18 protein-coding genes are annotated in these 19,550 nt (G+C 69.1%); 4 read left to right on the forward strand and 14 right to left on the reverse strand.

Going from position 1 to position 19,550, the window contains the following annotated elements; all coding sequences use genetic code 11:
- Positions 1 to 19: 19 nt before the first annotated feature.
- Both nusA and rimP read right to left on the reverse strand, forming a co-directional pair.
- Positions 20 to 1,024, reverse strand: coding sequence for a transcription termination factor NusA (gene nusA, locus A7U43_RS19385; protein WP_067998511.1), 1,005 nt, complete (start codon positions 1,022 to 1,024; stop codon positions 20 to 22).
- On the reverse strand, positions 1,021 to 1,572 hold the full coding sequence (gene rimP / locus A7U43_RS19390) for a ribosome maturation factor RimP (RefSeq protein ID WP_067998514.1): 552 nt from the start codon (positions 1,570 to 1,572) through the stop codon (positions 1,021 to 1,023). Before rimP ends, nusA begins: the two co-directional genes overlap by 4 nt.
- A gap of 137 nt (positions 1,573 to 1,709) precedes the next feature.
- Between rimP and A7U43_RS19395 the strand changes: the two genes are divergently transcribed.
- Positions 1,710 to 2,249: a hypothetical protein gene (locus A7U43_RS19395; protein WP_068003195.1), complete on the forward strand. Its 540-nt coding sequence runs from the start codon at positions 1,710 to 1,712 to the stop codon at positions 2,247 to 2,249.
- Positions 2,246 to 2,728, forward strand: coding sequence for a ferritin-like domain-containing protein (locus tag A7U43_RS19400; RefSeq protein ID WP_067998515.1), 483 nt, complete (start codon positions 2,246 to 2,248; stop codon positions 2,726 to 2,728). The genes A7U43_RS19395 and A7U43_RS19400 overlap by 4 nt, the downstream gene beginning before the upstream one ends.
- Here A7U43_RS19400 and A7U43_RS19405 read toward each other — a convergent pair.
- The 10 genes from A7U43_RS19405 to mqo form a co-directional block, all read right to left on the reverse strand.
- Positions 2,725 to 4,482, reverse strand: coding sequence for a proline--tRNA ligase (locus tag A7U43_RS19405; protein WP_068003197.1), 1,758 nt, complete (start codon positions 4,480 to 4,482; stop codon positions 2,725 to 2,727). The genes A7U43_RS19400 and A7U43_RS19405 overlap by 4 nt on opposite strands.
- A gap of 45 nt (positions 4,483 to 4,527) precedes the next feature.
- Complete coding sequence (locus A7U43_RS19410) at positions 4,528 to 5,193, reverse strand: VOC family protein (protein ID WP_067998517.1); 666 nt, start codon at positions 5,191 to 5,193, stop codon at positions 4,528 to 4,530.
- Positions 5,190 to 6,674 carry an MFS transporter gene (locus tag A7U43_RS19415; RefSeq protein WP_067998519.1) on the reverse strand — a complete coding sequence of 495 codons (1,485 nt, stop codon included), beginning with the start codon at positions 6,672 to 6,674 and terminating at the stop codon, positions 5,190 to 5,192. Before A7U43_RS19415 ends, A7U43_RS19410 begins: the two co-directional genes overlap by 4 nt.
- A gap of 234 nt (positions 6,675 to 6,908) precedes the next feature.
- Positions 6,909 to 8,399: an MFS transporter gene (locus tag A7U43_RS19420; RefSeq protein ID WP_156525966.1), complete on the reverse strand. Its 1,491-nt coding sequence runs from the start codon at positions 8,397 to 8,399 to the stop codon at positions 6,909 to 6,911.
- Between the two features lie 118 nt (positions 8,400 to 8,517).
- Positions 8,518 to 9,735, reverse strand: coding sequence for a uroporphyrinogen-III C-methyltransferase (gene cobA, locus A7U43_RS19425; protein WP_067998522.1), 1,218 nt, complete (start codon positions 9,733 to 9,735; stop codon positions 8,518 to 8,520).
- The gene (locus A7U43_RS19430; protein WP_156525967.1) at positions 9,732 to 11,096 is read right to left on the reverse strand and encodes a cobyrinate a,c-diamide synthase; all 1,365 of its coding nucleotides are present in this window, start codon (positions 11,094 to 11,096) and stop codon (positions 9,732 to 9,734) included. The genes cobA and A7U43_RS19430 overlap by 4 nt, the downstream gene beginning before the upstream one ends.
- The gene (gene cobO / locus A7U43_RS19435; protein WP_067998526.1) at positions 11,093 to 11,707 is read right to left on the reverse strand and encodes a cob(I)yrinic acid a,c-diamide adenosyltransferase; all 615 of its coding nucleotides are present in this window, start codon (positions 11,705 to 11,707) and stop codon (positions 11,093 to 11,095) included. The genes A7U43_RS19430 and cobO overlap by 4 nt, the downstream gene beginning before the upstream one ends.
- A gap of 9 nt (positions 11,708 to 11,716) precedes the next feature.
- Positions 11,717 to 13,618, reverse strand: a complete 1,902-nt coding sequence (locus A7U43_RS19440) for a magnesium chelatase subunit D family protein (RefSeq protein WP_068003201.1) — start codon at positions 13,616 to 13,618, stop codon at positions 11,717 to 11,719.
- A 17-nt stretch (positions 13,619 to 13,635) separates the two neighbouring features.
- A complete protein-coding gene (locus A7U43_RS19445) occupies positions 13,636 to 14,097 on the reverse strand; it encodes a GNAT family N-acetyltransferase (RefSeq protein WP_067998529.1) in 462 nt (153 codons plus the stop codon).
- On the reverse strand, positions 14,094 to 15,533 hold the full coding sequence (mqo, locus tag A7U43_RS19450; protein WP_418287697.1) for a malate dehydrogenase (quinone): 1,440 nt from the start codon (positions 15,531 to 15,533) through the stop codon (positions 14,094 to 14,096). The genes A7U43_RS19445 and mqo overlap by 4 nt, the downstream gene beginning before the upstream one ends.
- 121 nt (positions 15,534 to 15,654) lie before the next feature.
- Here mqo and A7U43_RS19455 point away from each other — a divergent pair, with 121 nt between their 5' ends.
- Both A7U43_RS19455 and mtr read left to right on the forward strand, forming a co-directional pair.
- Complete coding sequence (locus A7U43_RS19455) at positions 15,655 to 16,647, forward strand: alpha/beta hydrolase (protein ID WP_067998532.1); 993 nt, start codon at positions 15,655 to 15,657, stop codon at positions 16,645 to 16,647.
- Between the two features lie 10 nt (positions 16,648 to 16,657).
- Positions 16,658 to 18,052, forward strand: a complete 1,395-nt coding sequence (gene mtr / locus A7U43_RS19460) for a mycothione reductase (RefSeq protein ID WP_067998534.1) — start codon at positions 16,658 to 16,660, stop codon at positions 18,050 to 18,052.
- Here the strand turns inward: mtr and A7U43_RS19465 are convergent.
- Both A7U43_RS19465 and cbiQ read right to left on the reverse strand, forming a co-directional pair.
- A complete protein-coding gene (locus A7U43_RS19465) occupies positions 18,042 to 18,791 on the reverse strand; it encodes an energy-coupling factor ABC transporter ATP-binding protein (protein ID WP_197499875.1) in 750 nt (249 codons plus the stop codon). The two genes, mtr and A7U43_RS19465, sit on opposite strands and share 11 nt — an antisense overlap.
- Positions 18,776 to 19,543 carry a cobalt ECF transporter T component CbiQ gene (cbiQ, locus tag A7U43_RS19470; protein ID WP_067998536.1) on the reverse strand — a complete coding sequence of 256 codons (768 nt, stop codon included), beginning with the start codon at positions 19,541 to 19,543 and terminating at the stop codon, positions 18,776 to 18,778. The genes A7U43_RS19465 and cbiQ overlap by 16 nt, the downstream gene beginning before the upstream one ends.
- Positions 19,544 to 19,550: the final 7 nt, after the last annotated feature.

The raw sequence follows: 19,550 nt of genomic DNA on the forward strand, positions 1-19,550 counted from the left end.
AATCGCGTGCCGCAACGGGTCACCCGGCGCCGGGTTCGGGCGCGGCGTCACTGCGGATATCGATGCGCCACCCGGTCAGGCGGGCCGCCAGCCTGGCGTTCTGCCCCTCTTTGCCGATCGCCAGCGACAGCTGGAAGTCCGGCACCACCACCCGGGCGGCCCGGGTGCTCTCGTCGATGACGGTCACCGAGACCACCTTGGCCGGCGACAGCGCGTTCGCGACGAACCGGGCCGGGTCCTCGTCGAAGTCGATGATGTCGATCTTCTCCCCCGACAGCTCGCTCATCACATTGCGGACGCGCTGCCCCATCGGGCCGATACACGCGCCCTTGGCGTTCAGGCCGGGCACCCGGGACGCGACGGCAATCTTGGACCGGTGACCGGCCTCACGGGCCACCGCCACGATGTCCACCGACCCGTCCGCGATCTCGGGGACCTCGAGGGCGAACAGTTTGCGCACCAGGTTCGGGTGGGTCCGGGACAGCTCGATCTTGGGCTCGCGGGCACCGCGGGACACGCCGATGACATAACAGCGCAATCGGTCACCGTGTTCGTAGCCCTCGCCGGGCACCTGCTCGGCGGGCCGGATCATGCCATCGGAGCCCTTGGCCTCGGTACCGACCCGCACGACCACGTTGCCACGGGTGTTCTCCCGGGCGTCGCGCTGCACCACCCCGGCCACGATGTCGCCCTCACGCGCGGAGAACTCGCCGTACATCCGCTCGTTCTCGGCGTCGCGTAGCCGCTGCAGGATCACCTGGCGCGCCGTGGTCGCCGCGATACGGCCGAATCCCTCTGGGGTGTCGTCCCATTCGTTGATCAGGTTGCCGTCGTCATCGGTCTCCCTGGCCATCACCTTGACCACACCGGTCTTGCGGTCGACGTCGATACGCGCGTCGGCCTCGTGCCCCTCGGTGTGCCGGTAGGCGGTCAGCAACGCAGATTTGATGGTGTCCACGACGATATCGACCGAGATCCCCTTGTCGGCCTCGATGGCATGAAGCGCCGCCATGTCGATGTTCATTCGTCGTCCCCCTTTCCTGATTGCTCGATCAGCTCCAACTCGCGCCGGTTCGGCGGCGAAAATTCCACTTGCACAATTGCTTTGGCGATCGCGGTGACGGCAATCGGGCGGATCTCGAAATCCCTGCCCGCGGCGACGACGAGCGTCACCACACCGTCGGCGACCTGCCCGATCCGACCGGTCAGCGCCGATCCGTCCGCCAGCTCGACGTCGACCTTGCGCGCGCGGGAACGGCGGAAATGCGTCTCGGAGGTCAGCGGCCGGTCGACGCCGCGGGAGGTCACCTCCAGGACATAGGCGCCGAAGTCCCCCGCGGTCTCCTCGGCCGCGTCCAGGGCGGCCGAGGCGACTTTCGACAACGCGGCGATGGCGTCGAGGTCCACGCCGCCCTCGGCATCGGCGACCACGGTGAGCCGCGGCGGACGGCCGCCGCCGATCAGGACATCTTCGACCTCGTAGCCCGCCCGGACGAACGCCCCGTCGAGAAGCTCGATCACCCGCTCACGCGACGGTAGCTGCGCAGACCGCAGCGGGTCATCCGATGCCACGGCGAGCTCCTCGTCTTGAGTTGTGCGGACACATTCCCCGGGCCGCCTGGGCCCGGGTTCGGTTACCAAACGATACGCCAGGCCCGACTCGCCTTTGACCAAACGAGCGGCGCTGCCGAACATGGCAGGATGTGGGCGTGCCGAGCGCCCCGCCCACCCTGACCCGGCGCCGCCTGTTGACCGGCGCCCTGCCCGCGACGCTGGCAGTGGGCCTGCTCTCCGGGACGGCGGGCTGCACACCACCGCCTCCACCGGCAGAGCTCGCCGACCTGAGGACTCAGTTCGACCGCGCCAACGCCGACAGCCTGCTGGCCGGTGAGGCCGCCACCGCTCCGATCGGACGGACGCTGACGGCGGACATGGTGGCCACCCTGACCGCCATCGCCGCCGAGCGCACCGCCCATGCCCGGGCACTGGCCGACGAGATCACCCGGTTGACCGAGGGCGACGTACCCACCGCGAGCGCCGCACCGGCGAACAGTACCGGCGCGGACGCGGCGCCGGTGGCCAAACCGGGCGTGACCGCCGTCGCGACGGCACTGCGCGAGTCGGGCGAAGATGCCGCCCGGGTCGCCACCCAGATGAACGGATACCGCGCCGGCCTGCTGGGCTCGATCGCCGCGTCCTGCACCGCCGCATACCAGGTGGCCCTCGGCAATCCGGAGCGCAAGCCGTGACCTCGGCCCAGCCCAGCCCCGACCCGGACCGACCGGCCGACGCCGCGCAGGCGGCGTTGTTCGACGCCGTCGCGACCGAACACGGCGTGATCTACGGCTACGGCATGGTCTCGGCGCATTCCACCCCCGAGGACAACGCACTGGTCGCCGAGGCGATGGCCCAGCACCGGACGCGTCGCGAAGCGGCACTGGTGATGCTGACCGGACACTCGGTCACCCCGCCACTGCCGGCCCCCGGTTACCAGCTACCGCTGGAGGTGACCGATCCCGGCGATGCGGCCGAGCTCGCGGTGCGCATGGAGTCCGACACCGCCACCGCGTGGCGGGCGGTACTGGAACAGGCGCAGACACCGGAGGATCGCCGCTTCGCGGTGACCGCCATGACGCAGGCCGCGGTGCTGGCCGCCCGCTGGAACCAGGTGCTCGGGGTCCCCCAGATCACCATGGCTTTCCCGGGCGGGCCAGAGACGACCGGCTAGGCCCGCAGCTGGGCGGCCACTTCGGCGGCCGCGCCGTCGACGGCGAGTTCGCGGGCCTCGCCGGTGAAGCGGTTGCGCAGTTCGACCACACCGTCTGCCCAGCCGCGTCCGACCACCACGATCCACGGCATGCCGAGCAGTTCGGCGTCCTTGAACTTCACCCCGGGCGAGGAGGTGCGGTCGTCGAAGAGCACCTCGAAGCCCAGCCGAGACAGTTCACCGGCCAGCTCTCCTGCCCCCTCGCGGGCGCCGGCGTCCTTGTTGGCGATGACGACGTGCACATCGAAGGGTGCCACGGCGCTGGGCCAGCGCAGCCCGATCTCGTCGTGCTGCTGTTCGGCGATCACTGCGACCAACCGGGACACCCCGATTCCGTAGGAGCCCATGGTGAGCCGGACCGGCTTGCCGTTCTCACCGAGCACGTCGGCGGAGAACGCGTCGGCGTACTTGCGACCGAGCTGGAAGATATGGCCGATCTCGATGCCACGGGCCGAGGTGAGTACCCCGGCACCGTCCGGGGAGGGGTCACCATCGCGCACATCGGCGGCCTCGATGGTGCCGTCGGGGGTGAAATCGCGGCCCGCGACCAGGCCCACCACGTGCTTGTTGGGTTCATCCGCTCCGGTGATCCAGGAGGTGCCGGTCACCACCCGTGGATCGACAAGGTATCGGACACCGTTGTCCTGCAACGCTTTCGGTCCGACGTACCCCTTCACCAGGAACGGGTGAGCGGCGAAATCGGCATCGTCGAGCAGGGCGAAATCGGCCGGTTCCAGCGCGGCGCCCAGGCGCTTCTCGTCGACCTCGCGGTCGCCGGGAATGCCGATCCCGAGCAGCTCCCACTCGCCGCCCGGTTCACGGGTTTTCAGCAGGACGTTCTTCAGGGTGTCCGCCGCGGTGACGGTCCGTCCGTCGAACTGGGCGAGCCCGGCCGAGTTGGCCCAGTCGACCAGGGTCGCGATGGTCGGCGCGTCCGGGGTGTCGTGCACGACGGCGGCGGGCTGGCCCGCCAGCGGCACATCGGCGGGAGCCCGGGTGATCACGGCCTCGACGTTGGCCGCGTAACCCGATTCCACGCAGCGCACGAAGGTGTCCTCACCGACCTCGCTCTCGGCGAGGAACTCCTCGGAAGCGCTGCCGCCCATCGCTCCGGACACCGCCGAGACGATCACGTACTTGACCCCGAGCCGGTTGAAGATGCGCTGGTAGGCCTCGCGATGGTTGTGATAGGCGGTCTTGAGGCCGTCGTCGTCGACATCGAAGGAGTAGGAGTCCTTCATCACGAACTCCCGGCCGCGCAGGATGCCGGCGCGCGGTCGCGCTTCGTCGCGGTACTTGGTCTGGATCTGATAGAGCAGCACCGGCAGGTCCTTGTAGGAGGAATACTCCCCCTTCACCGTCAGGGTGAACAGTTCCTCGTGGGTCGGGCCGAGCAGATAGTCGTTGTTGCGCCGGTCCTGCAGCCGGAACAGGGTGTCGCCGTATTCGGTCCAGCGATTGGTGGTCTCGTACGGGGCGCGCGGCAACAGCGCGGGCAGCAGGATCTCCTGGCCGCCGATGGCATTCATCTCGCTGCGGACGATGTTCTCGATCTTGCGCAGCACCCGCAGACCCAGGGGCAGCCAGCTGTAGATCCCCGGGCCGACCGCGCGGACGTAGCCGGCGCGGATCAGCAGCTTGTGGCTGGGGACTTCGGCGTCGGCGGGGTCGTCACGCAGGGTTCGCAGGAACAGCTCGGACATACGGGTGATCACGAGCGGCAAGCCTAGTCGGGCGACCGCGCAGCCCCGCAATCCAATTCAGTCGCGCCCCTGCCAGGTGCAGACGCATGCCTCGTTGCCTTCGGAATCGGCGAGCACCCAGAACGCCGGAGCGCGGTGATCGCTGAGCATCACCCCGCCCGCGGCCAGCGCCGCCTCGATCCGCGCTGCGGCCGCATCGTGGGCGATGTCGACGTCGATATGGATCCGATTGCGGGACTCATGTCGTGCGACATCCATCTGCTGGAACCAGATCGCCGGGCCACGACCGGCCGGGTCGACCAGACCCTGATTCAGATCCGCCGCACTGCGCGCGTCGACGTAGCCCGTCACGGCCTTCCAGAAGGGCCGCACCGCGGCGATGTCGAGCGCGTCGATGGCGATCTCGAGGACGTGGAGATCGGCGCCGGGTTCGAGCGTCCAGCCCGCGGTCCGCAGCGAGACGGCCAGCCGACCGGCCAGTTCCAGATCTTGAGTGGTCACCGACCCGTCCACCTCGGACTGCAGCCGCAGCAACGCGCGGTCTGCGCGCAGATCCAGCTGCAGATGTCCGGGCGTGTCGGCACACGCCGCGGCGGACAGGGTGGCCACCTCGGCGGCTTCGGCCAGCGTGCGCACCCGCACCTGCGCGTGAATCGCCCCGAGGACCAGACGCCAGCCCTGCGCGGCGGTGGCATCCGAGATCTGCTGCCGGGTCGGGGTCACAGTTCGCCCGCCTCGACGGCTTCCTTGGTGTGCTGGGCGCTGGCGATCTGGGCGGCGGTGAAGCGGATGCCCAGGGCGGCCGCGCCGACGAGCACGGCGATGCCGGCCACCCACAGCAGCGAGTAGGTGTAGCCGTGCCCGAGCGCGTCGAGCTGGGCGGGCGTCATATCGTGCACCGGCCCCGTCGTCCCGCCCAGATACAGCGTGCGCGAGGTCTGCACGGCCTGGATGATGACGAGCACGATCGGGCCGCCGAGGTTGTAGACCATCAGCGTCACCGCCGACACCGGTCCGATATCGCGGGGCCCGACCCCGGCGACCGCGCACAGCGGCAGCACCACCGAGATCACGCCGATACCGAGCCCGCCCAGCACGAACAGCACCACCAGATCCGGGAAGTACGGCACATCGCGTTCCAGCGTCGACCCGAACAGCATGGCGGCCAGCACCAGGCTGCCCGCCCCGATCACCAGCCAGCGGGGCGCGAACCGGGGCGCGAACCGGGTGGCGGCCAGGTTGCCGACCCCCATGCCGAGCGCGAACGGGATGAAGCAGATGCCGGCATGCAGGGCGGAGTAGCCGAGCACGTCCTGCACCAACAGGCCGATCATCACGCTGACCGTCAGCATGACGCCGCCGGCCAGGAAGTACGCGACGAACGTCGCGACCCGGCTGGGGTTGTCGAAGACCGAGAACGGCACCAGCGGGTTGTCCGCGCGTCGTTCGACGACAACGAATCCCACCGCCGCCAGCACGGCCGCCGCGGCGGCGCCGAACACCCACGGATCGATCCAGCCGCGCGGCGGGCCCTGGGTGAACACCAACACGGCGGCGGCACAGGTCAGGGTGGCCAGCAGGGCGCCCGTCACGTCGAGGGTGAGCCGTTCGTGGCCGGTCTCGGCGATCCAGATCACCGCGATGACGATGATGGCGATGCCGATCGGCACGTTGATGAGGAAGGCCCAGCGCCACGACAGCTCGGTCAACGCGCCGCCGAGGATCAGGCCGAGCACCGAGCCGAGGCCCTGCATGGCCGCCGATACCGCCAACGCCTTGTTCCGCGGGTGGCCGACGGCATAGGTGGTGGCGATCAGGGCCAGGCCGGTCGGTGCGGCCACCGCGGCGCCGATGCCCTGCAGGCCGCGCGCGGCGATGAGGGTGATCTCGTCGGTGGCCACGCCGCAGACCAGCGAGGCGATGGTAAAGGTACCCACACCGGACAGAAAGGCGCGTTTGTGCCCGAGGGCGTCCCCGATCCGGCCGCCGAGCAGCAGCAGACCGCCGAAGGCCAGGACGTAGGCCGTGATGACCCAGCTCTTGCCCGCATCGGACAACGCCAGTTCGGCCTGCATACGCGGGAGCGCGACGATGACGATGGTGCCGTCGAGGGTGGCCATCAGTTGCATCCCGGTGATCGCCACGATGGCGGGGCCCAGCACGCTTTCGGAGAGCCGCGTACCCGGACGCTGCGACCACGACATGGGTTCCCACCCTACCGACGACGGTTATCCACAGGATTCATGCACAGGTGTGGACAAGTTACATGCATGTGATTTTGACGCACGGCACTCGCAGGTGCGCTCACAGAGGCGCACGTTCACGTGGTCGGGAGGTCTTTACCCGGTAACGCGCCGGCCCAAACCCGCATTCCCAGCCGATACACGAAACACCCCACGCCGGGGGCGTGGGGTGTTTTCTGCGTGGGCGCGGTCCGGCTAGCTCTCCAGCTCGCCCGCGTCGATCGCGTCCTTGACCTCCTGGGCGTGCGCCACTTCCTCGGCGGTGTAGCGGACGAACAGCGCGACCGCACCGACCACGATGGCAACCGCGGCCACCCACAGCAGGCCGTAGGTGTAGCCGGCGTCGAGCGCGTTGTGCTGGGCTTCGTTCATGTTCTTGACCGGGCCGGTCGTACCGCCCAGGTACAGGGTGCGCGAGGTGATGACGGCCTGGATGACGGCCAGCACCACCGGTCCGCCGAGGTTCTGCAGCATCAGCGCGATCGCCGACACCGGACCGATCTCGTCGAACCCCACCCCGGCGATCGCCGACACGGTCAGCGGCACCACGATCATGCCGATGCCGAATCCGCCGACCGTGATCGGGATGACCAGGTTCGGGAAGTACGGGATGTCACCGTTGAGCGTCGAACCGTAGATCATCGCGGCGAGCACGAACACGCCGCCGGCGATCACCAGCCAGCGCGGCGCGAACCGCGACACCAACTGCGAGGACACCCCGAGTCCGATGCCGAGCGCGACCACGAAGGGAATGAAGCCGATACCGGCGCGCAGCGCGCTGTAACCCATGATGTCCTGCACATACAGGCCGATCAGCACCGTCAGGGTGAACATCACGCCGCCGGCCAGGAACACGGCGATGAAGGTGGCCACCCGGTTGCGATCGCGGAACAGCGAGAACGGCACCACCGGGTTCTCCGCCGTGCGTTCCACGTAGAGGAAGGCCAGCCCGAACACGCAGGCCGCCGCTCCCGAGGCAAGGGTCATCGGCGACAGCCAGCCCCGCTCGGGCCCCATCGAGAACCCGAACACCGCGGCGGTGCAGAACAGCGTCGCCAGGATGGCGCCGGCGGCGTCGAGCTTCATCCGGGCGCGGTTGGTCTCGGTCAGATGGGTGCGGGCCAGGTAGAGCATGATCAAGCCGATCGGCACGTTCACCAGGAACGCCCAGCGCCAGGACACCTCGGTCAGCGCGCCGCCGACGACCAGGCCCATGACCGAACCGACGCCGGTCATGGCGGCGAACACCGCGGTGGCCTTGTTCCGGGCCGGGCCCTTGGGGAACGTCGTAGCGATCAGTGCCAGGCCGGTGGGCGACGCGATGGCGGCACCGACACCCTGCAACAGGCGTGCGATCACCAGGGTGGCCTCGTCCCAGGCCACCCCGCAGAGCACGGAGGCGATGGTGAACAGCGCAACACCGACGATGAAGGTGCGTTTGCGACCGATGGTGTCACCGAGGCGCCCACCCAGCAGCATCAGACCACCGAAGGTCAGCACGTAGGCGGTGATGACCCAACTGCGACCCGCATCGGAGAGTCCCAGCTCATCCTGGATCTTAGGAAGCGCGACGATCGCGACCGTGCTGTCCATGGTCGCGAGCAGCTGCATACCACCGATGGCAATGACCGCGGCAATGAAGTTCCAGGGCGGCACCCACGCCGGTAACCTGCTGTTTTGCCGCATATCCCCCCGGCCCACGTGTACTGGAAGGGCCCGGTCGCTGCCACCTGCGTCGTCCCGGCGGCTGGATTTACGCCCAGCGTCGTTGAGAGCAGTCATACCGGGTTACCTTACAGTAATCTTAAGAATCCTTTAACTGCCCGAAGCCCGCCACGGGCCCGATAACGATGATCGCGGGCGGCCGGATCCCCTCCGAACGCACCCGTTCGCCGACATCGGTGAGCGTCGCGCGCACCGTGCGCTGGGCGGCCGTCGTGCCGTGCTGGACCACCATCACCGGCGTATCCGCTGGTCTACCGCCTGCCAGCAATGCACCGGCAAAAAGTTCGATGCGCTCCACGGCCATCAGCAAGACGATCGTGCCGGACATCGCGGCCAGCGCATCCCAATTCACTAACGATTCGGGATGGTCCGGCGCAACATGACCGCTGACCACCACGAACTCATGGGTGACGTGGCGGTGTGTGACCGGCACGCCGGCCAGCGCCGGAACCGCTATGGCGCTGGTCACACCCGGGACGACAGTCACCGGAACCCCCGCCTCCGCGCACGCGATGACCTCTTCGTAGCCGCGCGCGAAGACGAACGGGTCCCCGCCCTTGAGCCGGACCACGAACTTGCCCGCCTTGGCTCGCTCGATCAGCACGTTGTTGATGGCCTCCTGGGCCATCGCCCGGCCGTACGGAATCTTGGCCGCGTCGATGATCTCGACATGAGGTCCCAGCTCGGCGAGCAGTTCCGGCGGTGCGAGCCGGTCGGCGACCACCACATCAGCGTGCGCGAGCAGCCGCCGGCCGCGCACCGTGATCAGCTCAGGGTCACCGGGCCCGCCGCCGACCAGCGCCACACCCTCGCGCACCACGTCCCCCGGGTCGCCGCTACGGTCGGCGATCGCGCCGGTGGCCAGCGCATCGTGGATGGCGTTGCGGATGGCCGCCGAGCGCCGGTGCTCGCCGCCGGCCAGCACCCCGACCGAGAGTCCGTCGTAGTCGAAGGATGCTGGCGTGACCGCGGTGCCCTCGATGGCCACGTCGGCGCGCACACAGAAGATGCGTCGCCGTTCGGCACCGGCCACGATCGCCGCGTTCACGTCCGGATCGTCGGTGGCCGCCAGCACATACCAGGCACCGTCGAGATCTTCGTCACGGAAATCGCGCAACGTCAAGGTGATCGGCGTGAAGGCCTCCACCGATGGGGTCGCCGCCCGGGTGATCACGTGGACGTCGGCGCCGGCGGCGATCAGCAGCGGCAGTCGCCGCTGGGCCACCGTGCCGCCACCCACCACCACGACCTTGCGGCCTTCCAGACGCAGGCCGACCAGGTAGGCGTTCTCTGTCACGCGCCGAGCTTAAAGGTTGCGGCCGCGGCGACGAAGCGGGAGCTGGCGTGCGGGTGCGCCGCCGGGTGTGTATGCAGGTAGCCCGCGTGCACGCCGCCGTCGACCACACCGTCGGCCACCCGCTGCCCGGCTGCCGAACGGAACCCCCAGGCCATCGGATAGTCACGTCCGAAAGTTACTGCCGTGCGGTGGAATTCGTGTCCGGAAACCCGCTCCCCCACGGTGTGCAACGCGGATTCGGTGACCGCCACAGCATCGCGGTACCCGAGCGTGAGCCGCTCGGTGAACCGCGCCGACCCGGTCAGCACCCCGCACATCGGTACTCCGTCGAGATCGTCGACCAGATAGGTCAGCCCGGCGCATTCGGCGTGCACCGGGGCTCCCGCGGCGGCCAGCGCCCGGATCTGCGCACGGACGACCTCGTTGGCCGACAGCTCGGCGGTGAACTGCTCCGGGAACCCGCCCGGGATGACCAGCGCCGCGGTATCTTCGGGCAACCCGTCGACCAGCGGATCGAAGTCCACCACCTCGGCGCCGGCGGCGCTCAGCAGTTCGCGGTGCTCGGCGTAACCGAAGCTGAACGCCCGCCCCGCGGCCAGTGCGATCCGCACCGGAGGAACCGGTTCGCTGACATCCGGCGACCAGGGCACCGCACCCACGTTGCTCGCGGCGGCCGCCACCAGCGCCGGGATGTCCACGTGCCGGGCCACCAGGTCCGTCATCGCCGCGACGGCACGTTCGGCGAGCGCCCCGTATTCGACGGCGGTGACCAGGCCGAGGTGACGGGAGGGCACCTCCAGCTCGGCGGTGCGGGGAATGGCACCGAGCACCGCAACCCCCGCCTGTTCGCAGGCCTGGCGCAACACCTGCTCGTGGCGCGGCGTCCCGACCCGGTTCAGGATCACCCCGACCAGCCGGACAGACGTGTCAAAGGTCGAAAAGCCGTGCAGCAGAGCCGCAATACTGTGGCTTTGGCCGCGCGCGTCGACCACCAGCACCACCGGGGCCCCCAGCAGCCCGGCGACCTGTGCGGTGGATCCGCGCGCCGGGCCCACCGCGTCGGCGGAGATCCGCCCGTCGAACAGCCCCATCACACCCTCGACGACGGCGATATCGGCCCCCGCGGAGCCGTGCCGGTAGAGCGGCCCGATCAGCGACTCCCCCAGCAACACCGGATCCAGGTTGCGGCCCGGCAGGCCGGTCGCCAGGGCGTGGTATCCCGGGTCGATGAAGTCCGGACCCACCTTGAACGGCGCGACCCGGTGCCCCGCCTTGCGTAGGGCACCCATCAAACCCGTTGCCACGGTGGTCTTTCCGCTGCCCGACGCGGGTGCGGCAATGACGACCGCGGGGGTACTCACCATTCGATGCCGCGCTGACCCTTGCGGCCCGCGTCCATCGGATGCTTGACCTTGGTCATCTCGGTCACCAGATCGGCGGCGTCGATCAACGCCTGCGGGGCGTCGCGGCCGGTGATCACCACATGCTGGTTACCCGGCCGGTCGGCCAGCGTGGCGATCACCTCGTCGGTGCTGATCCAGCCCCACTTGAGCGGGTAGGTGAACTCGTCGAGCACATAGAAGTCGTGGCTCTGCGCGGCGATCCGGCGGGTGATCTCGGCCCACCCGTCGCGCGCGGTCTCGGCGTGATCCACCTCGCTGCCGTGCTTGCGGGTCCACGACCAGCCCGAGCCCATCTTGTGCCACTGCACGGCCCCGCCGGTGCCGTGCTCGTCGTGCAGGCGGCCGAGCTCGCGAAAAGCGCTCTCCTCGCCCACTTTCCACTTGGCACTCTTCACGAATTGGAACACCGCGATGTCGAAACCCTGGTTCCAGGCCCGCAGCGCCATCCCGAACGCCGCGGTCGACTTTCCCTTCCCAGGACCGGTGTGCACCGCCAGCAGCGGAGCGTTGCGTCGGGCCCTGGTGGTCAGTCCGTCATCGGGCACGGTCAGTGGTTGTCCCTGTGGCACGATGCCTCCTCACGCCGCCGTCTTGACCAGCGATGTCAACTCGCCGGCCTGCAACTGGGCCAGCCGCACGGCGGGCGCCTCCAACTGCTGGGCCAGCTGTTCGGCCAAGCCCAGGCGCACGAATGACGTCTCGCAATCCACCACCACGGCCGCGGCCCCCTCGGCGACCAACAGCCGGGCGGCGGTCCGGGTCCGGCCCAGCGGGTCCGGCCCGCCGGTGGCGCGGCCGTCGGTCAGCACCACGACGAGCGGACGACGCGCGCGGTCGCGTGCCTTCTCCCGCAGCACCACGTCGCGGGCCGCCAGCAATCCCTGTGCCAGCGGGGTTTTGCCGCCGGTGTCGAAGCGGGCCAGCCGACGGCCGGCGATGTACACCGAGGATGTCGGCGGCAGCAACACATCGGCACGCTGGCCGCGGAAGGTGATCACCGCGACCTTGTCGCGGCGTTGGTAGGCATCACGCAGCAGGGACAGCGTGGCGCCGCCGACCGCGGACATCCGGTCCCGCGCCGCCATCGAGCCCGAGGCGTCCACCACGAAGATCACCAGGTTGCCTTCCCGGCCCTCCCGTACGGCGCGCCGGACATCGTCGGGCTGCACCCGCGGCCGGCCCGGCTGGCGCTGGTGGTTGACCGCAGCGAGCAGCGTGGCGAACACGTGGGTGCCATGGCCCTCGCCGGGAACGTCGGTGGCGCCGACGGTACTGCCGGTGCGGTTGCGGGCCCGGGATCGCCGGCCCGGGGCGCCTTCGCCGACCCCGGGCACCACCAACGCCTTGGTCCGGAAGGTGGCCGACGGGGGTGCGCTGGACCGGGTCGGGGGCGCGCCGGTGTGCTTCGGCGCCTCGGATGGCGTACCGCTCTGCCCGTTGCTCTGTGGATCTCCCTGCGGGGGTGGTCCGTCCATCGGAGTATCCGATCCACCGCCACCGGGGGGCTCCGGGTCGGGCTCGGGATCTTCGGGCGCCTCTTCGGTCTGCGCGAGTGCCTCGTCGAGGCGCTCCTGGTCCAGGCCCGGATCATCGAACGGGTCGCGCCGGCGCCGGTGCGGCAGCGCCAATTCGGCCGCCACCCGGATGTCCTGCTCCTCGACGGTGATCTTCCCCGTCGCTTCGCTCGCCCCGTCCCGACTCCAACGCCAGGCCGCGTGCGCCACCGCCGTGCGCGCGAGCACCAGGTCAGCCCGCATGCCATCCACGTCGAACGCCGCGCACAGGGCAGCGATACGCCGTAACTCGTTGTCCGGCAACTGCACTGCGGCCACCGCAGCGCGCGCGGCGGCGATCCGCCGGGCCAGCTCGCTGTCCTGCTCGACGTAACCCGCGGCGAACCCGGCCGGGTCGGCTTCGAAGGCCAGTCGCGAGCGGATCACTTCCACCCGGACGTCGACATCGCGGGAGGCGGCCACATCGACGGTCAGCCCGAAGCGGTCGAGCAACTGCGGACGCAGTTCACCCTCTTCGGGATTCATCGTGCCGATCAGCACGAAACGCGCATCATGGGAATGCGAAACGCCGTCGCGTTCGATGTGCACCCGGCCCATCGCCGCCGCGTCGAGCAGCACGTCGACCAGGTGATCGTGCAGCAGGTTCACCTCGTCGACGTAGAGCACCCCGCCGTGGGCGCGGGCCAGTAGACCCGGCGAGAAGGCGTGCTCCCCGTCGCGCAGCACCTTTTGCAGATCCAGCGATCCGACCACCCGGTCCTCGGTCGCCCCGATCGGCAGCTCGACCAGGCGCGCGTCATCGTCGACCTGGGCCAGCACCGCCGCCAGCGCGCGCACCGCGGTCGATTTCGCGGTGCCCTTCTCACCACGGATCAGCACACCGCCGATATCGGGGCGCACCGCGCACAGCACCAGGGCCAACCGCAGTCTGTCGTGGCCCACCAGCGCGCTGAAGGGATAGTGCACGGGGGCAGCGGATTGCGTCACAGAGTCACCGCTCCCGGCCGGATCATCGGCACGTGCGGAATGCCGTCCTCCAGGTACTCGTCGCCGTCGCGGACGAACCCGTGGGCGCCGTACATGTCCTGCAGATAGGTCTGTGCGTCGATACGGCACGGGTAGTTGCCCACCTCGGCGATCGCGGCCTGCATCAGTCGCGCGGTGTGCCCGTGCCCGCGGTCGGCGCGTTTGGTGCACACCCGTCCGATCCGGAAGACCTTCTCTCCGCCGGGGTGCTCCTCCATCAACCGCAGCGTCGAGATCACCTGCCCGTCGGCACCCTCCAACCAGAAATGGCGCGTCTCCGCGAGCAGGTCGCGGCCGTCGAGTTCCGGGTAGGGGCAGGCCTGCTCGACGACGAAGACCTCGACGCGCAGCTTGAGCAGCTCATAGAGCGTGGCGGCGTCCAGATCCTTCGCCCAGCTGCGGCGCAGCGCGGCCGTCATACGGGCGCGGGCGCATCCAGCTTGAGGACCTTGGTGCCGTAGTCCCACACCTCGTTGAACAGGGCGGGCTCTGCGGACAACTTGGTGCCCAGCGACGGGACCATCTCCTTGAGCTTGGGCACCCAACCCTGGTACTGGTCGGCGAAGCAGCGCTCCATCACCTCCAGCATGGCGGGCACGGCCGTCGAGGCACCGGGCGAGGCGCCCAGCAGACCGGCGATGGTGCCGTCACCGGCGGTCAGCACCGTGGTGCCGAACTCCAGCACACCACCGGCACCCTTGCGGCGGATCACCTGGACACGCTGACCGGCGATATCCAGCTCCCAATCGGAATCGACCGCGCTGGGCGCGAATTCGCGCAACGTGTCGACGCGGGCGCTCTCGCTGAGCAGCAGCTGGCCGATCAGATATTTCAGCAGACCCGTCTCGGTCAACCCGACACCGAGCATCGAGGCCAGGTTGTTGGGCTTGACCGACAACGGCAGATCGGTGACCTTGCCCTGTTTGAGGAATTTCGGCGACCACCCGGCGAACGGGCCGAACAGCAGCCAGGACTTGTGGTTGATCACCCGGGTGTCCAAGTGCGGCACCGACATCGGCGGGGCACCCAGCGGCGGCAGGCCGTAGACCTTGGCCTGATGGGCCGCCGCCAGCTCCGGGTTCCCGGTACGCAGGAACGCGCCGCCCACCGGGAAACCGCCGAAGCCCTTGGCTTCCGGGATACCCGCCTTCTGCAGCAACGGCAGCGCGCCGCCACCCGCGCCGACAAACACGAACTTGGCGTTGATCTTGCTCTTGGCCCCGGTGCGCCGATTGGTGATCTTGACCGTCCAGCTGCCGTCGGACTGCTTGTCCAGATCGCGCACGTCATGACCGAACAACGTGGTCATCCCGTGGTTGGCGGTGTACCCGATGAGCTGGCGCGACAGCGACCCGAAGTCGACGTCGGTGCCTGCCTGGGTCCAGTTCAGCGCGACGGGCTCACGGAAGTCCCGCTTGGCCGCCATCAGCGGCAGCCGGCGGGCGAACTCGTCCTTGTCGTCGATGTACTCCATCGACGCGAACAACGGGTTGGTCACCAGCGCCTCATAGCGGGCGCGCAGATACTTGGCGTTGGCCGCACCGTGCACGAAGCTCACATGCGGGATCGGGTTGAGGAAGCTGCGCACCTCGGGCAGCACGCCGTTCTCGACGGCGTAGGCCCAGAACTGGCGCGACACCTGGAACTGCTCGTTGACGGTGATGGCCTTGGCGGTGTCGATGGAGCCATCCGACTTCTGCGGCGTGTAGTTCAACTCGCAGAGCGCCGAATGGCCGGTGCCGGCGTTGTTCCACGGGTCGCTGCTTTCGGCGGCCGCACCGTCGAGGCGCTCGATCATGGTGATCGACCAGTCGGGTTGCAGGAGGCGCAGCAGCGCGCCGAGCGTCGCACTCATGATTCCGGCGCCGACGAGCACCACGTCCGTCTTGGCTACTTTCGGGTCAGACACGCAACAAGGTTATCCCGCCGGTGCCCGGACAAGCGGTCGGGCCGTACAGGTCACTACAGTGGCTAGGGTGACCGGCTGGGAGCCCGACGTATTACCTGGCTATTGGCAGCGGTCGCTGCCCCTCGGCGCCGATCCGGACGGGGAGGGAACCCTGGTGGCCACCGTCGTCGCCCGGGGTGAACCGGCTGCTCACCCAGCACGTGCGGTGCTCCTGGTGCACGGCTACACCGACTACTTCTTCCACACCGACCTGGCCGATCACTTCGCCGGGCGCGGGTTCGCGGTGTACGCGCTGGATCTACCGAAGTGCGGTCGGTCCCGCCGGGACGGCCAGACCCCGCACTTCACCTCCAACCTGGCGCACTACGACAGCGCGCTGGCGGCCGCGCTGGACGCGATCGGCGCGGCCGACGTGTTGGTGTACGGGCATTCGGCCGGCGGGCTGATCGTGACGCTGTGGCTGGACCGGCTGCGCCGGCGCCGCGCGACGGGCCCGATCAGCGGCCTGGTGCTCAACAGCCCGTTCTTCGATCTGCACGGGCCGGCCATCCTGCGCACCCCGCCCACGTCGGCCGCTCTCATCGCACTCGCCCGGCTCCGCAAGATGCAGGTGGTCCGCAAGCCGACGCCCGGCGGGTATGGCACCACCCTGCACCGCGATTACGCCGGCGAGTTCGAGTACAACCTGGAGTGGAAGCCGGTCGGCGGGTTCCCGGTCACGTTCGGTTGGATCAACGCGATCCGGCGCGGGCAGAAGCGGCTGCACCGCGGTCTCGACGTCGGTGTGCCCAGCCTGATCCTGCGCTCGGACCGCAGCGTCGCCGAGGCCGGCGATCCCGATCTGATCCAGCGCGGCGATGCGGTGCTCGACGTCGCGCAGATCGCCCGGTGGTCGGGCTGTGTGGGGCACCGGCTCACCGTGGTGCCGATCATCGACGCCAAACACGATGTGTTCCTGTCGGTCGCCGAGCCACGCTCGGCGGCCTACCGCGAGCTCGACAGCTGGCTGGACTGGTACCTGCGGACCGGGACATCCTCGACCACACCACATTCCGGATAGGACGGCCCGCGTGGAGCATTACGACCTGACCATCATCGGGACCGGCTCGGGTAACAGCATCCCCGACCCGGCCGTCGATGCCCGCTACGGCGATATGCGCATCGCGATCTGCGAGCAGGGCACCTTCGGAGGCACCTGCCTCAACGTGGGCTGCATCCCGACCAAGATGTTCGTCTACGCCGCCGAGGTGGCCCAGACGGTGCGGGAGAGTTCGCGTTACGGCGTCGATGCCCACGTCGACAAGGTGCGCTGGCCCGACATCGTGTCCCGGGTGTTCGGCCGGATCGACCCGATCGCCGCCGGTGGTGAGGCGTACAAGCGGAGTCTGCCCAACATCGACGTGTACGGCAGCCACACCCGGTTCACCGGCGTCGCCGACGGCCGCTACACCCTGCGCACCGAGGACGGCGCGGAATTCAGCTCGGATCAGGTGGTGATCGCCGCCGGCGCCCGCGCCGTCGTGCCCCCGGCCATCACCGACTGCGGCGTGCAGTACCACACCAGCGACACCATCATGCGGATCGACTCCGTACCCGAACACCTGGTGATCGTCGGCGGCGGTTTCGTGGCCGCGGAGTTCGCGCACGTGTTCTCCGCGCTCGGCGCACGGGTCACCGTCGTGGTGCGCGGGCCCGGGATGCTGACCCACTGCGATGAGACGATCTGCCACCGGTTCACCGATCTGGCGGCGGCCAAATGGGACCTGCGTACCCATGTCAACGTGGTCGGATCGCGCACACACGAGGGCGACGGGGTGGTGCTCGAACTCGATGACGGCACCGAAATCACCGCAGACACCTTGCTGGTGGCGACCGGGCGCCAGCCCAATGGCGACCTGCTGGACGCCGAACTGGCGGGGGTGACGGTCAGCGACGGCATGGTCGTGGTGGACGAATTCCAGCGGACCACCGCGCGCGGGGTGTGGGCGCTGGGCGACGTGTCCTCGAGCTATCAGCTCAAACATGTCGCCAACCACGAGATGCGGGTGGTCCGGCAGAATCTGCTGCGGTCCTGGGATGACACCGCCGCCATGGTGGCCAGCGACCACCGATTCGTGCCGTCGGCGGTGTTCACCGACCCCCAGATCGCCACCGTCGGGCTCACCGAGGCGCAGGCCCGCGAGGCCGGCCACGACATCGCGGTCAAGGTGCAGGACTACGGTGACACCGCCTACGGGTGGGCCATGGAAGACCACACCGGCATCGCGAAACTGATCGCCGACCGCGGCACCGGCATGCTGCTGGGCGCCCACATCATGGGACACCAGGCATCCTCCATCATCCAGCCGCTGATTCAGGCGATCAGCTTCGGCCAGACCGCCAGAGAGGTTGCCACCGGCCAGTATTGGATCCATCCCGCACTGCCCGAGGTGATCGAGAACGCGTTGCTCGGGCTCACCGACTGACGCTGAAGCCCCACGGTAGTTCCAGTCGGTGCGCGGCGAGCAGGTCCGCATCGCCGAGAATCTCTGACGTGGCGCCGTCGGCGACCACTCGCCCAGCATCGAGAATCACCGCGCGAGTGCACAATTGGGCGGCATAGGGAAGATCGTGGGTGACGACGAGGATGGTTGCCCGCAACCCGGACAGGGTCTCGGCGAGTTCGCGCCGGGCCAGCGGGTCGAGATTGGCCGACGGTTCGTCGAGGACCAGGACCTCCGGGTGGCAGGCGAGCACCGTGGCCAGCGCGGCCCGCCGCCGCTGGCCCAGCGACAGATGCGCCGGACTGCGGTCGGCGTGCTCGGTCATCGACACCACCGCCAGCGCATCGGCGACACGGGCGGTCAACTCGGGCCCGGTGACACCGAAATTGGCCGGGCCGAACGCGACATCCTGCGCGACGGTCGGCATGAAGAGTTGGTCGTCGGGATCCTGAAAAACCAACCCGACCCGTCGGCGGATCTCTCGAACGGTGTGACGCGACAGCGTTGTCTCGCCGATCGCCACTGAGCCCTGCGTCGGGGTGAGAACGCCATTGAGCGAGAGCATCAACGTGGTCTTGCCCGCCCCGTTCGGTCCGAGAATGGCCACCCGCTCCCCTACTGCCACAGTCAGATCCACGCGGTCCAGGCCGACATGCCCATCGGGGTACACGTGACGAAGACCGGCGACCCGGACCACCGGCGCGGTCACCGCAGCGCCCATGCCGACACCGACGTCATGATGGCCAGCACCGCGGGTGAGAGGGCGAACCAGTCAGCGGCCCGCGCACGGGAAGATCCGACCGTCAGTTCGGGTACCCGGCCGTCGAATCCACGTGACAGCATCGCCAGGTAGACCCGCTCACCGCGCTCATAGGAGCGCAGGAACAGCGCACCGACGCTGCGGGCCACCGCCCCGGCTTGATGCAGCATGTGCGGCGAGTCACCGCGGGACAGCCGCGCCATCCGCATCCGTTGCGCCTCTGCGGTGAGCACATCGATGTAACGGATCATCAGCACGACCATCGAGGTCACCAGTGCAGGCATCCCGAGCCGGCTCAGGGCGACAGGAAGCTCCCGCGCCGAGGTGGTGGCCGCGAACGTCAACGAGGCGGCCACACCCAGAGTTCCCTTCACCACGATGCCCCACGCGGCCCACAGTCCCGCTACCGACAGGTGCATCCCGGCCAGGGAAAGCTGTTGCCCGCCTTCGGCGAACGGCAGGAGCACCGCCAAGAACACGAACGGAACCTCGATCATCATCCGAGGAAGTACCCATCGCAGCGGGATACGGGCCAACCGCCAGACGATCAGGATCAGCACCGTGTAGATCAGGTAGGGCCAGAACATCTCCCGCGGCGTGGCCACCACTGCCAGCACCATCAGGACAAGGCAGACGATCTTGACTTCCGCGGGCACGCGGTGCACCGGAGAATCGTCAACCCGGTACAGCGGGTGCGTGTGTCCGGCGCCCATCGATCCG

Source organism: Mycobacterium adipatum (assembly GCF_001644575.1).
GTDB lineage: Bacteria > Actinomycetota > Actinomycetes > Mycobacteriales > Mycobacteriaceae > Mycobacterium > Mycobacterium adipatum.